The organism is Sphingomonas ginsengisoli An et al. 2013, from assembly GCF_009363895.1.
In the GTDB taxonomy this organism is placed as follows: Bacteria; Pseudomonadota; Alphaproteobacteria; order Sphingomonadales; family Sphingomonadaceae; genus Sphingomicrobium; species Sphingomicrobium ginsengisoli.
Genome location: NZ_CP045434.1, coordinates 2,835,509 through 2,849,314, shown reverse-complemented (window position 1 = coordinate 2,849,314; position 13,806 = coordinate 2,835,509). Strand labels below are relative to the sequence as shown.

Sequence of the window (13,806 nt, the reverse complement as noted above, 5' to 3'; positions counted from 1 at the left end):
ATGACCGCCACCGACAGCTTTGAAGCGATCGTGCTCGGTGCCGGCGGCGCCGGGTTGATGTGCGCCGGCGTCGCCGGGCAGCGGGGCCGGCGGATCGCAGTCGTCGACCATAATGACGAGCCCGGCCGCAAAATCCTCATTTCGGGCGGCGGCCGCTGCAATTTCACCAACCTCGGCACCGCGCCCGAGCGCTACCTCTCGGCCAACCCGCATTTCGCGCGCTCGGCGCTCAGCCGCTACACCGCGCAGGACTTCCTCGCCCTCGTCGAGGCGCACGGCATCGCCTGGCACGAGAAGACGCTCGGCCAATTGTTCTGCGACGGCAGCGCCCGCCAGATCGTCGCCATGCTGATGGACGAATGCGCCAAAGGTGGCGTCGATTTCCGCTTCGGCCACGCCATCCGCGCGGTCGATCATGCCGACGGCCAGTTCCGCGTGACCATCGGCGAGCGCACTTTGGTCGCGCCCGCGCTGGTGATCGCGACCGGCGGCCCGTCGATCTCAAAGCTTGGCGCCACCGGCTTCGCCTACGATCTCGCCCGGCAGTTCGGGCTCAAGGTGGTCGAGCCGCGCCCGGCGCTGGTCCCGCTGACGCTCGGCGGCGGCGAGACGCTGTTCCGCACCCTCTCCGGCGTCGCCGCGCCGGTCGAGGCGCGCTGCGGCGGCGCCGCCTTCCGCGAGGCGGCGCTGTTCACCCACCGCGGCTTGAGCGGTCCCGCCATCCTCCAGGTGTCGAGCTACTGGCGTCGCGGCCAGGCGGTGGGGATCGACTTCCTCCCGCAGGCCGCCGACGGCTGGCTGCGCGCCGCCAAGCGCGAGCGCCCACGCAGCCGCCTCGGCGCTGTCCTCGCCCACCACCTCCCCGCCCGCCTCGCCGAGACGCTCGCCGAGCGGCTTGCGCTTGGCGGCGAGCTCGCCAACCTGCCCGACCAACGGCTGGCCGAGGCCGAGCAGCGCCTCGCCGACTGGCGGTTCATGCCCAACGGCTCTGAAGGCTATGCCAAGGCCGAGGTCACCGCCGGCGGAGTCAGCACCGCCACGCTCGACCAGAAGACGCTGGCGGCGCGCACGGTGCCGGGACTTCACGTCATCGGCGAGGCGGTCGACGTCACCGGCTGGCTCGGCGGCTATAATTTCCAGTGGGCCTGGGCGAGCGGGCACGCCGCCGCGCAGGCTCTTTAATCTCCCAAGCGCGTTATCTGTCGCGAAGGAGATTACCATGACCGACCGCGACCCGACGCAGGACGAGACCGCCGACCTCACCGACGACAAGGAATTCGGCGACGACCACCCGCTCAGCAGCCCGAGCGAGCTGGCGGGCACCGCCTTCGATTCGATCAATGCCGAACTCGCCGCGCACGAGGTCGAGGCACAGGGCGACGCGGCCGGCGCTGCCGCTGGGGCCGAGCTCGAGAGCGACGACATCGAGGAGCTCGACGCCGACGATCCCGGCCGCCGCGACTCGCTGCCCCTGACCGGACAATAAGGCGCGACCGGCGGAGGCGGCGGCTGTCGCCGCTAAGCCGTTCACCCGCCGCGATATTGCTCCCCCGCGGCCCAACCGCGGGGGAGTTTTCGCATCTTCCTGACCTCGTTCAGCCATCGGTGCGCCCCTCTTGGCCGTTCATCCGGCGGTTCGTCGCCCAACCGCCGCTGGTCGACGCCCTCCGGTCGTCGAGGGGCGCCGGCAGGCCCGTTCGTCGTCCTGCCGATCCCAGCGCGCATTCGCCGATGTCGACGGGAAGTTACATTTGTAGCGCTGTATTACTCCTCTACCCCACTCCTGCCGGGGTATGACAAAGGAGTGCAAGCCATGCTGAAGACCAAATTGCTGTTCGGGATCGCCGCCGCGCTCAGCGCCAGTGGCGCCATGCTGCTCGCCGCCGGCCCCGCCGCCGCCCGCGACGTGACGGTGACCGCATCGATCGAGAATGACGTGCCCGTCGCCCGGGTGAGCTATGCCGACCTCGATCTCGCTCACCGGCCGGGGCAGGTGACGCTGCGCCAGCGTGTCTCGGGCGCGATTCGCACCGTGTGCGAGCCGAGCTACGACAGCACCGAGCCGACCGGGAACACCCAGTGCGTCAACGCCGCCTGGGGCCAGGCCCAGCCGCAGATGGCCGCCGCCGTTGCCCGCGCCGGCCGCCTTGCCAGTGGCACCGCCACCGACGCCGATCGGGCGCTCGCGATGAACGGCACCATCAAGTTCGGGGTGCAGTGAACCTCGCAAAGCGGGAGCGACGCCGCCGTGGCGCCGCTCCCGCCACCGACTCAACCGCGACAGCAACGCCGCGCTTGACGGGTGCCGCGCGCCAGTTAAGAACGGCGGCGATGACGACCGCCCTTCTCCCGACCCGTCGCTGGTGGCGCTGGCAGCTCCTTTGCGGCGTGCCGGCCTAGACTCGTATTTCCACCAGACGAGTAACTCCGACCCGCCCCTCCGGCGGGTTTTTTGTTGACCTGCCGGGTGCCTTTCCCTCCCGTTCCGCAGGACCAGACCCCGCCATGATCATCGTTCTCAAGCCCGACGCCCCCGCCGACAGCGCCGAGCGGCTACTTGCCCGAATCGAAGGCGCCGGCCTCAAGCCGCTCCACATGCCGGGCAGCGAGCGTGTCGTGCTCGGCGCCCTGGGCGACGAGCGCGTACTCGCCGAACTGGCGCTCGACAGCGATCCCGCGGTCGAGAGTGTCAAGGCGATCCTCGCCCCCTACAAGTTGGTCAGCCGTGAACTCCACCCGCATGACACGGTGGTCGAGGTCGGCGGCGTCCCGGTCGGCGGCGACCGGCTGGTGGTGATCGCCGGCCCCTGCGCGGTCGAGGATCGCGACCAGCTTTACGAAAGCGCGCTCGCCGCCAAGAACGCCGGCGCGACCCTGCTCCGCGCCGGCGCCTACAAGCCGCGCACCAGCCCCTACGGCTTCTCGGGCCACGGCCCCGCCGGCCTGTCGATCCTGCGCGAGGTCGGCGACGAGCTTGGCCTGCCGGTGGTCACCGAGGTGATGGACACCGCCGACCTCGAGGTCGTCGCGGCGCAGGCCGACGCGCTCCAGGTCGGCGCGCGCAACATGCAGAATTTCGCCCTGCTCCGCGCGGTCGGCCAGACCCGCCGCCCCGTGGTCCTCAAGCGCGGCCTCTCCGCCACCATCCAGGAATGGTTGCTGGCTGCGGAATATCTGCTCAGCGCCGGCAACGATCAGGTCATCCTGTGCGAGCGCGGCATCCGCACCTTCGAGACTGCGACCCGCAACACGCTCGACCTCAACGCCGTGCCCTACGTCAAGGCGCGCACCCATCTGCCGGTGATCGTCGATCCCAGCCACGGCACCGGGATGCGCGAGCTGGTGCCGGCGATGGCGCTGGCGGGCGTCGCGGCCGGGGCCGACGGGCTGATGATCGAGGTTCACCGCGATCCGGCCAAGGCGCTGTCGGACGGCGCCCAATCGCTCTATCCCGAGCAATTCGCCGACCTGATGGGCCGGTTGCGGCCGCTCGCCGCCGCGGTCGGGCGAAGCTTGTGATCCGGCTCGTCCAGCGGCGGCTCGGCGGCCGGCTCGATCCCCTCGCCTTCTACGCCGCGGCGAGCGCCGGGGGCACGCGGCCCGACACCGGCCTGCTTGAGGCCAATGACGGCCGCACGCTGGTGATGACCGCCGCCGCCGTCCGCGCCTCGGCGCGCGATGGGCAGGTCACCCTCGAAGCGCTGACCGCGAATGGCGCAGCCCTGCTCGCCGAAGTGGCGCGCCGGCAGGGGCTCGCTCTGTCGGGCACACTCACCCTGGACTATCCGGTGCCGACGACCGACGACGCCGAGGAAAGGCTCGCCGCCCCCGCGCCGCTCCACGCGCTGCGGGCGTTGCTCGGGGCATGCGGCGCGCCGGCCGATCCGTTCGGCGCGCTCGTCCTCGGCGTCAGCAGCTTCGACCAGGCGGGATTCGGCGAAGCCATCCCCGCCGCCGCCGCCGACCCGCTCGGCTTCCCCGATTACCTGTTCTGGGTGCCCGAGAGCCTGGCGGTGATCGAGCCCGGCGGCGCGGCGCGGCTGCTGTGCGCGGCGTTCGGCGGCGACGAGCGCCAGGCCAACGATGCAGCGCAGCGGCTGGAGGAGATGCTGACCTTGAGCTCCTCCCTGTCGCGCAGCAATGGGGAGGTGGCCGTCGCGCCAGCGACTGGCGGAGGCGCCAGCGGCGTTCGAGCCGGAACAACCACCGATCTCGATGACTCCGCCTACGCCGCCACCGTCGCCAAGGCGAAGGAAGCGATCGCCGCCGGCGAGGTCTATCAGATCGTCCCATCGCGGACCTTTTCGGCCCCCTGCCCCGACCCGCTCGACGCCTACCGCCGCCTTCGCTCCATCGAGCCGTCGAGCTACCGCTTCTACCTCCGCGGCGCCGATTTCACCCTGCTCGGCGCCAGCCCCGAAACCAGTGTCCGCCTCGCCCGCGATGCCGCCGCCGGCGGCGCGCTCACCGTCGAGGTCAAGCCGATCGCCGGTACTCGCCCGCGCGGAGCGAGCCCCGACGAGGACGACCGGCTCGAGGCCGAGATGCGGCTCGACACCAAGGAACTGGCCGAGCACATGATGCTGGTCGACCTCGCCCGCAACGACGTCGCGCGGGTGTCGCTGCCGGGCACGCGGCGGGTCGCCAGGCTGCTCACCGTCGAACGCTTCTCGCGCGTCATGCACCTCGTCTCCTCGGTCACCGGCAAGCTCAGGATCGGGCTCGACGCCTTCGACGCGCTCGCTGCCTGCCTCAACGTCGGGACCCTGACCGGCGCGCCCAAGATCCGCGCCATGCAATTGCTGCGCGAACTCGAGCTCACCCGCCGCGGACCTTACGGCGGCGCGGTCGGGTGGGTGAACGGCGACGGGGTCATGGACACCGCGGTAGTGATCCGCTCGACACTCGTCATCGACGGCACCGCTCACGTCCGCGCCGGCGCCGGCGTGGTCCACGACAGCGATCCGCAGTCCGAAGCGGCCGAGACCCGCGCCAAGGCCTCGGCCTTGCTCGGGGTGCTGGGACAAGCGGCATGACCCCCGTCCTCCTGATCGACAATCTCGACAGCTTCACCTTCAACCTCGTCGAGAGCCTGCAGCGGTTGGGGTCGAGGGTCCGCGTCCTTCGCAACACCATCGCCGCCGACGAGGCGCTCGCCCAGGCCGAAGACAGCGGCGCGGCGCTCATGCTCTCGCCCGGACCCGGCGCGCCGCCGGACGCCGGCTGCTGCCTCGAGCTCATCGCGCTGGCGAAGGGACGCGTGCCGCTGATCGGCATCTGCCTCGGCCATCAGGCGATCGTCGAGGAAGCCGGCGGCCGGGTCGAGCGTGCCGCCGACCCGGTCCACGGCAAGGCGACCCTGCTGCCGCACGACGGCGCCGGCCCATTCGCCGGCCTGCCCAATCCGCTACGGATCGGGCGCTACCATTCGCTCTGCACCCGCCACCTTCCCGAACGCTTCACCGTCCATGGAAGCATCGACGGGATGGCGATGGCGTTCAGCGATCCTGCGGCGCGTCAGTGGGGGCTGCAGTTCCACCCCGAGTCGATCCTGACGACCCACGGCGACGCGATGCTGGCGAATTTGCTGCGGGCGGCTGCTCCGCAGTGACGGGCGTGCCGGGCGCGGTGGCGTGCACCGCGTCGCTGAGCTCGAGCGCAGGCATTTCGTCCGCCTGGCCCTGCTGGCGTTGCGCGCGCCAGCCGTCGAATTCGCGGTGGAAGTCGTGCTGTCGGTCCTGCCGCCACGCGTCATAGTCGCGATCCATCTCGGCAATGTGGCGTTGGCGGAAACGGCGGTAGGGCTCGTCGTGGTCGTCGGCGTGACCTTCGAACCAGTCGCGCACCCGGTGCTCGGCATTGCCCATCAGATTGCCGTGCACCGCGCCATGCTCGGCCCGGTCGTCGCGGAAAAAGGCGCGGTCGCGCTCGTCAAATCGGTCGTCTCGCTCGCTGCCCATGTGGTCTCCTCCTGTCATCGGGTGGCTACTGGGGCTCAACGCATGAGGCGGGCAGGCGAGCCAGATTTTCACCTTGGCGCGACCACCGGTCGGCGGCATCGCTAGCCGCCATGACCGGGCCTTCGACCGCGCGCATCCGCCCCGCCCGCCTGGCCGACGCGGCGGCGGTGGCCGCCATCTACGCGCACCACGTCCGTCACGGCACCGCCAGCTACGAGCTCGAGCCGCCCGACGCGGCGGCGATGGCCGGGCGGATGCAGGCCGTGCTCGAGCCCGGCTGGCCGTGGCTGGTGATCGAGGATGACGAGCGGCTGCTTGGCTGGGCCAATGCCAGCCAGTTCCGACCCCGCCCGGCTTACGCTCATGCCTGCGAGGACAGCATCTACGTTGCCGCCGATGCCGCCGGGCGCGGGCTCGGCACAGCGCTCCTGGAGGCGCTCATCGCTGCCGCCGAGCAGCGCGGCTTTCGCCAGATGGTCGCGGTGATCGGCGGTGCCGAGCCTGCCTCGATCGCGCTCCACGCCCGCTGCGGCTTCCGCGAGGTCGGGCGGCTGACCGGCCTCGGCTGGAAGCACGAGCGCTGGCTCGACAATGTCTACATGCAGCGCGCGCTCGGGCCCGGCACCGCCACACCCCCTTGAACCCGCGGCACTTTCGCGTATAGGCGCCCCCACGTTCCGGCTTGCCGGAGCGCCGTCCGAGACAGCTGCTGTCCCGAGGTCACTCGAGGGGCTTAATTCGCAGCCGAGACGGGGAAGAGAGATCATCCGGGCACCGGTACGCCGCCTGCCCGCTCGTGCGTTGAAGCGCACCGATCGCCCAACCCCACGGACAGTCGTCGCCCGAGTTCCGGTTCTGCCGGCACGCGGGCCATTGAAGCCGGCCGTGGTGGCGACACCTCGGCCAATGTTTGGAGTTGGCATGGATCGCAATGAAAAAGCGGATCTGGTTGCCGAGCTGAAGCAGGTCTTCGCCGAGACCAGCGTGGTGGTTGTCACCCGCAATCTCGGCCTGTCGGTGGCCCAGTCCACCGATCTGCGCCTGCGGATGCGCGACGCCGGAGCGCAGTTCAAGGTTGCGAAGAACCGCCTGGCTCTCATCGCGCTGGACGGAACGCAGTACCAGCCCATCGGCGACTTGCTGAAGGGCCCCACTGCGATCGCCACTTCGCTCGATCCCGTCGCGGCCGCCAAGGTCGCCGTGGATTTCGCCAAGACCACCGACAAGTTCGAGGTTCTGGGCGGGGCGATGGGCGAGACCGTCCTCGACGTGAATGGGATCAAGGCGCTCGCCGAGCTGCCCTCGCTCGATCAGCTGCGTGCAACCCTCGTGGGCCTCATCCAGGCGCCCGCGAGCAAGATTGCCCGCACGATCAACGAGCCTGGCGCAATGCTCGCCCGGGTCTTTGGAGCTTACGCCGCCGAAGCGGCCTGACCTTTCGTTTTCAACGCATGAACAAGTCGGGCGCTGCCCGCACAGGAGTATCAAATGGCTGACATCAACAACATCGTCGACCAGCTGTCGGCGCTCACCGTCCTCGAGGCCGCCGAGCTGGCCAAGGCCCTCGAAGAGAAGTGGGGCGTTTCGGCCGCCGCTGCCGTCGCCGTTGCCGGCCCCGCCGCTGGCGGCGCCGCTGCCCCGGCCGCCGAAGAGAAGACCGAGTTCGACGTGATCCTCACCGGTGACGGTGGCAAGAAGATCAACGTCATCAAGGAAGTCCGCGCGATCACCGGCCTCGGCCTGGGTGAGGCGAAGGCTCTCGTCGAGGGTGCGCCGAAGGCCGTCAAGGAAGGCGTCAACAAGGACGAGGCCGAGAAGATCAAGAAGCAGATCGAGGAAGCCGGCGGCACCGTCGAGCTCAAGTAAGCTTCTTACCAAGCTTTTGCGGGTGTCTTGAAGCGCCCGTGATCGGGAAGGGCGGCTCCGCAAGGGGTCGCCCTTTTCCGTGTCAGCGCGTCCGCACGTGCACCACGGCATTGGCGTCCCACGCCAGCCGCCGCCAGCCCGGCTCATGGTCGAGCTTCTTCGCCAGCGGCGAGTCGCGGGTGAGGATGGTCCAGCCGACGTTCCAGCGCTGCACGAAGGCGCGGAACTTCGCCATGTCGCCGCGCTGCATGGCGAGGTGGGCGAAGGTGAAGTCGTCGCCGTACATGTCGGCGCGCCCGTCTATCGCCGGCGCGATCCCGCGCATGATCAGTGGGCCACCCATGCTATAGTCGTTGAGTACCGGCTGGGCCTTGAGCGACGCGGGCAGGCGGTCGATCAGCGCCAGCGGAAAGACCGGCGAGTTGGGCAGGCTCCACGGCACCATCATCCGGACGAGCGCGAGCAGGCCAAGCACCGGGACAATCGTCCGCCAAGGCAGGCGCGCGTCATGCTGCCCGGATCCCGCCAGCGGCGCAGCGATCAGCGCGCCGGCGATGGCGAACAAGATCTGGTCGCGGACGTGGAGCAACGTCATCACAAACAGCCCGCCGAGCAGCAGCAGCCGCAGCGGCGACACCTGCCGCCAGCGAGTGGCGAGAAACAGCCAGAACAGCGCGGCGTAGAGCAGGAAGGGCGTGTCGCGCAGGTCGGCGGGCCGCCACTCGTCGATGATAGCCAGCACCTTCATGTCGCGAACCTGGAACGGGTAGAGGAAGCCCTGCAGCCCGTGCGGCGTCAGCGCGGTCGCGGCGATCGCCAGCAGCCCCCAGAGTGCCCAGCGCAACGCCAGCCGCGGCTCGTGCCGATGGTCGATCAGCGCTTCGACCGTGAAGATGCCGGCCACTCCGATCCCGAGGATGTAGCTGGCGTGGAGGTTGGCCCACAGCGTCATCAGCGCGAGCGCAATCCACGGTGGCGCCCGGCGCTGCTCGCGCGCCCGCAGGAGGATGATCAACCAGCCCGCGAACAGCGCCCAGGCGAACAGGTGTGGGCGGGCAACCGTCAGCGGCACGCCGACGAATCCCACCACCAGCACCCCCACCGCCGCCCAGCGCGGGGGCAGCCAGCGCAGCAGCTCGCGCCCGATCAGCAGCAGCGTGCCCGCGGCGGCCAGCGCGAACAGGACCGTGAGCCCGTTCCAGCCGCCCACCCTGAAAGCGCCGCTCATCAGCAGTTCGGACAGCCATTCGTGCGCGGTCCACGGCTGGCCGCGGAAGGTGAAGGAGAAGGGGTCGACCGCCGGAATGGTGCGGGTGCGCCAGATGAAGTCGCCCGCGCCTAGGTGCCAGCCGGTATCCCCGTCGCGCAGCAGCACCGCCGGCCAGATGAGCAGGATCGCCATCGCCGCCAGCGCCAGCACGACCACCGGCCATGCCCGTCCGCCGGGTGCGGTCGCCGCGGCAACCGCGGGTTCGGTCGGATCAATGGGCGCGCTCGCCATGGCTGCTCCTCTAGGCTCCAGCTCTTAAAGAGTGGTTGGCCAGCTTGCCCAGCCACGCGGCGCCATTTTGGTCGGCTTGCCCCTTGCAATCGGCGCGCCGATGCGTAGATGGGGTCAATCCAACAAACATAACGGCTCCGCCGCACCTTGCCGTGCGCCCGGGGCCTTTCCTGTCCCCGCCGGGACACGGGCCGCACCGCGCATCGGTCCGAACGTATGGCGGGGAATTCACGGGAACCGCGCCGGAACCACGAACAGGGCCGCGGCGATGCCGCGCGTCCCGAGCGCAGGAAGAACCATGGCGACCAAGGCGATCGACGCTCCCCTCAACACTTCGGCCAGCCGCAACAGCAAGCAGCGCCGCATCCGCAAGATCTTCGGGAACATCCACGAGATCAGCGAGATGCCGAACCTCATCGAGGTTCAGCGCGAGAGCTATGAGCAGTTCCTCCGCTCGGACCCGGCGACCGGCTATGTCTCGGGGCTCGAGAAGACCCTGCGCTCGGTATTCCCGATCCAGGATTTCGCCGGCACCGCGCACCTCGACTTCGATCATTATGTCCTCGAGGACCCCAAGTTCGACACCGACGAGTGCCGCCAGCGCGGGCTGACCTATGCCGCGCCGATGCGCGTCACCCTGCGCCTGACCTCGTTCGAGATCGATCCGGACACCGAGGCCAAGTCGGTCATCGATATCAAGGAGCAGGACGTCTACATGGGCGACATGCCCCTGATGACGGGCAACGGCACCTTCATCGTCAACGGCACCGAGCGCGTCATCGTCAGCCAGATGCACCGGTCGCCGGGCGTGCTGTTCGACCATGACCGCGGCAAGACCCACGCCTCGGGCAAGTACCTCTTCGCCGCGCGGGTCATCCCCTATCGCGGCTCGTGGCTCGACTTCGAGTTCGACGCCAAGGACATCGTCAACGTCCGCATCGACCGCAAGCGCAAGCTGCCGGTCACCGCGCTGCTCCACGCGCTCGGCCTGACCAGCGAGGAAATCCTCAACGAATTCTACGGCCGCGTGGTCTACGTCCGCGGGCCGAACGGCTGGCAGATCCCCTATGCCGCCGAGCAGTGGCGCGGGCAGAAGCCGCTCTACGACGTGGTCAACGCCGACACCGGCGAAGTCACCTTCAAGGCCGGTGAGAAGATCACCCCGCGCCGCGCCAACCAGGCCGGCAAGGACGGGCTCGCCAACCTGATCATCCCGACCGAGCAGATCTTCGGCCGCTTCTCGGCCTATGACCTCATCAACGAGCAGACCGGCGAGATCTACATCGAGGCAGGCGACGAGGTCACCGCCGAGAATCTCGAGAAGCTCGACAAGGCCGGCGTCGACCGGCTCGAGCTGCTCGACATTGACTACGTCAACACCGGCCCGTGGATCCGCAACACCCTCAAGGCCGACAAGGCCGAGGACGGCGACCATGCGCTCAGCGACATCTATCGCGTCATGCGCCCCGGCGAGCCGCCGACGCGCGAGACCGCCGATGCGCTCTTCTACGGCCTGTTCTTCGATCCGGAGCGCTACGACCTCTCGGCCGTCGGCCGGGTGAAGCTCAACATGCGCCTCGGCTTGGACGCGGAAGACACGGTCACCACGCTGCGCCGCGAGGACATCCTGGCGGTGGTCAAGGAGCTGGTGAACCTCAAGGACGGCAAGGGCGACATCGACGACATCGACAACCTTGCCAACCGCCGCGTGCGCTCGGTCGGTGAGCTGCTCGAGAACCAGTATCGCGTCGGCCTGCTCCGCATGGAGCGCGCGGTGAAGGAGCGGATGAGCTCGGTCGACGTGTCGACGGTGATGCCGAACGACCTCATCAACGCCAAGCCGGCGGTCGCCGCGGTGCGCGAGTTCTTCGGTTCCTCGCAGCTGTCGCAGTTCATGGACCAGACCAACCCGCTGTCCGAAGTGACCCACAAGCGGCGCGTCTCGGCCCTCGGGCCGGGCGGTCTCACCCGTGAGCGCGCGGGCTTCGAGGTCCGCGACGTCCACCCGACGCACTATGGCCGTATCTGCCCGATCGAGACTCCGGAAGGCCCGAACATCGGCCTGATCAACAGTCTCGCCTCGTTCAGCCGCGTCAACAAGTACGGCTTCATCGAGACTCCGTACCGCAAGGTCATCGACGGCAAGGTCACCGACGACGTCGTCTATTTGTCGGCGATGGAAGAGGCCAAGCACACGATCGCGCAGGCCAATGCCGAATTGAACGAGGACGGCAGCTTCGCCGAGGAGATCATCTCCTCGCGGCGCAACGGCGACTTCCTGATCGCCCCGCGCGAGCAGATCACGCTGATGGACGTCAGCCCCAAGCAGCTCGTTTCGGTCGCGGCCTCGCTGATCCCGTTCCTCGAGAACGACGACGCCAACCGCGCGCTGATGGGCTCGAACATGCAGCGCCAGGCGGTGCCGCTGTTGCAGGCCGACGCCCCGCTGGTCGGCACCGGCATGGAAGAGACGGTTGCGCGCGACTCGGGGGCGGCGATCGCTGCCCGCCGCGCCGGCATCATCGACCAGGTCGACGCCACCCGCATCGTCATCCGCGCGACCGGCGAGCTTCGTCCGGGCGAGAGCGGCGTCGACATCTACACGCTGATGAAGTTCCAGCGCTCGAACCAGTCGACCTGCATCAACCAGCGTCCGCTGGTGAAGGTCGGTGACACGGTCGCCGCCGGCGAGATCATCGCCGACGGTCCCTCGACCCAGTTCGGTGAGCTGGCGCTCGGCCGCAACGTCCTCGTCGCGTTCATGCCGTGGAACGGCTACAACTATGAGGACTCGATCCTGATCTCCGAGCGGATTGTGAAGGACGACGTCTTCACCTCGATCCACATCGAGGAGTTCGAGGTCATGGCCCGCGACACCAAGCTCGGGCCGGAGGATATCACCCGCGACATCCCCAACGTCGGCGAGGAAGCCTTACGCAACCTCGACGAGGCGGGCATCGTCTACATCGGTGCCGAGGTCGAGCCGGGCGACATCCTGTGCGGCAAGATCACGCCGAAGGGCGAAAGCCCGATGACGCCGGAAGAGAAGCTGCTCCGCGCCATCTTCGGTGAAAAGGCCAGCGACGTGCGCGACACCTCGCTCCGCCTGCCGCCGGGCGTTGCCGGCACGATCGTCGACGTCCGCGTCTTCAACCGCCACGGCATCGACATCGACGACCGGACCCGCGCCATTCAGGCCGAGGAGAAGGACCGTCTCAAGAAGGACGCCGACGACGAGCGCGCGATCCTCAACCGCGCCACCTTCGCGCGGTTGAAGGAGATGCTGCTCGGCCAGACCGCGACCGCCGCGCCCAAGGGCCTCAAGAAGGGCGCCACGCTCGACGACGAGACTCTCGAGAGCGTCGATCGCTACGACTGGTGGAAGATCGCCGTGAAGGACGACAGCCGCCAGGCCGACCTGGAGGCGCTCAAGGGCCAGTATGACGAGGCGGTCACCGTCATCGTCAAGCGCTACGAGGATCGCGTCCAGAAGATCGAGGCCGGTGACGAGCTCGCTCCGGGCGTGCTCAAGATGGTCAAGGTGTTCGTCGCGGTGAAGCGCAAGCTGCAGCCGGGCGACAAGATGGCCGGCCGTCACGGCAACAAGGGCGTCATCAGCCGCATCCTGCCCAATGAGGACATGCCGTTCCTCGAGGACGGGACCCCGGTCGACATCGTCCTCAATCCGCTGGGCGTGCCGTCGCGCATGAACGTGGGGCAGATCTTCGAGACCCACCTGGGCTGGGCCGCGCGCGGCCTTGGCCAGCAGGTCTCGGCGATGCTCGAGGACATGCACCACCGCGGCAAGGACCTCGCCGGCAAGGACGTCGGCAAGGTCCGCGCAAAGCTCAAGGACATGTACGGTCCGCAGTACGACACCGCGATCGACGATCGCGATGACGATGCGGTGATGGAGTTGGCGCAGATCCTGACCGGCGGCCTGCCGATGGGCACCCCGGTGTTCGACGGCGCCCGCGAGGCCGACGTCGCGGCGATGCTGGAGAAGGCGGGTCTCGACCCGTCGGGCCAGGTCACCCTGTTCGACGGCCGCACCGGCGATCCGTTCGACCGCAAGGTGACCGTGGGCTACATCTACATGCTCAAGCTGCACCACCTGGTGGACGACAAGATCCACGCGCGCTCGATCGGGCCGTACAGCCTGGTCACCCAGCAGCCGCTGGGCGGCAAGGCGCAGTTCGGCGGACAGCGCTTCGGCGAGATGGAGGTCTGGGCGCTCCAGGCCTACGGCGCGGCCTACACGCTGCAGGAAATGCTGACGGTGAAGTCGGACGACGTGATCGGCCGTACCAAGGTCTACGAGGCGATCGTCAAGGGCGACGACACGTTCGAGGCCGGCATTCCCGAGAGCTTCAACGTGCTGGTCAAGGAAATGCGGTCGCTCGGCCTCAACGTCGAGCTGACCAGCATCGACGAGGCCGACGAGCCGCCGGCGCTGGCGGCGGAGTGAGGGGCGCCAAG

12 protein-coding genes are annotated in these 13,806 nt (G+C 69.0%); 11 read left to right on the top strand and 1 reads right to left on the bottom strand.

The window, feature by feature from the left end; translation table 11 throughout:
• The 10 genes from GCU42_RS13895 to rplL all read left to right on the top strand — a co-directional run bounded on the left by GCU42_RS13895 (position 1) and on the right by rplL (position 7,826).
• Positions 1-1,182 carry a BaiN/RdsA family NAD(P)/FAD-dependent oxidoreductase gene (locus GCU42_RS13895; protein ID WP_205215006.1) on the top strand — a complete coding sequence of 394 codons (1,182 nt, stop codon included), beginning with the start codon at positions 1-3 and terminating at the stop codon, positions 1,180-1,182.
• 37 nt (positions 1,183-1,219) lie between these two features.
• A complete protein-coding gene (locus GCU42_RS13890) occupies positions 1,220-1,486 on the top strand; it encodes a hypothetical protein (RefSeq protein ID WP_114228468.1) in 267 nt (88 codons plus the stop codon).
• Positions 1,487-1,813: 327 nt separating this feature from the next.
• Positions 1,814-2,221 carry a UrcA family protein gene (locus tag GCU42_RS13885; protein ID WP_114228469.1) on the top strand — a complete coding sequence of 136 codons (408 nt, stop codon included), beginning with the start codon at positions 1,814-1,816 and terminating at the stop codon, positions 2,219-2,221.
• 284 nt (positions 2,222-2,505) lie between these two features.
• Positions 2,506-3,519: a 3-deoxy-7-phosphoheptulonate synthase gene (gene aroF, locus GCU42_RS13880; protein WP_114228470.1), complete on the top strand. Its 1,014-nt coding sequence runs from the start codon at positions 2,506-2,508 to the stop codon at positions 3,517-3,519.
• Positions 3,516-5,036 (top strand): anthranilate synthase component 1, encoded by a 1,521-nt coding sequence (locus GCU42_RS13875; protein WP_114228471.1) that lies wholly within the window; start codon positions 3,516-3,518, stop codon positions 5,034-5,036. Before aroF ends, GCU42_RS13875 begins: the two co-directional genes overlap by 4 nt.
• Positions 5,033-5,611 carry an anthranilate synthase component II gene (locus GCU42_RS13870; protein ID WP_114228472.1) on the top strand — a complete coding sequence of 193 codons (579 nt, stop codon included), beginning with the start codon at positions 5,033-5,035 and terminating at the stop codon, positions 5,609-5,611. Before GCU42_RS13875 ends, GCU42_RS13870 begins: the two co-directional genes overlap by 4 nt.
• 22 nt (positions 5,612-5,633) lie before the next feature.
• Entirely contained in the window at positions 5,634-6,065 is a 432-nt protein-coding gene (locus GCU42_RS13865; RefSeq protein WP_114228473.1) for a hypothetical protein, read from the top strand.
• 5 nt (positions 6,066-6,070) lie between these two features.
• Positions 6,071-6,601 (top strand): GNAT family N-acetyltransferase, encoded by a 531-nt coding sequence (locus GCU42_RS13860; protein ID WP_114228474.1) that lies wholly within the window; start codon positions 6,071-6,073, stop codon positions 6,599-6,601.
• Positions 6,602-6,881: 280 nt separating this feature from the next.
• Entirely contained in the window at positions 6,882-7,394 is a 513-nt protein-coding gene (gene rplJ, locus GCU42_RS13855; protein WP_114228475.1) for a 50S ribosomal protein L10, read from the top strand.
• Between the two features lie 54 nt (positions 7,395-7,448).
• Positions 7,449-7,826 (top strand): 50S ribosomal protein L7/L12, encoded by a 378-nt coding sequence (gene rplL, locus GCU42_RS13850; protein ID WP_114228476.1) that lies wholly within the window; start codon positions 7,449-7,451, stop codon positions 7,824-7,826.
• A gap of 82 nt (positions 7,827-7,908) precedes the next feature.
• Here the strand turns inward: rplL and GCU42_RS13845 are convergent, their stop codons facing one another.
• Positions 7,909-9,327, bottom strand: coding sequence for a hypothetical protein (locus tag GCU42_RS13845; protein WP_114228477.1), 1,419 nt, complete (start codon positions 9,325-9,327; stop codon positions 7,909-7,911).
• Between the two features lie 298 nt (positions 9,328-9,625).
• Between GCU42_RS13845 and rpoB the strand changes: the two genes are divergently transcribed.
• On the top strand, positions 9,626-13,795 hold the full coding sequence (rpoB, locus tag GCU42_RS13840; protein WP_114228478.1) for a DNA-directed RNA polymerase subunit beta: 4,170 nt from the start codon (positions 9,626-9,628) through the stop codon (positions 13,793-13,795).
• Positions 13,796-13,806 lie beyond the last annotated feature (11 nt).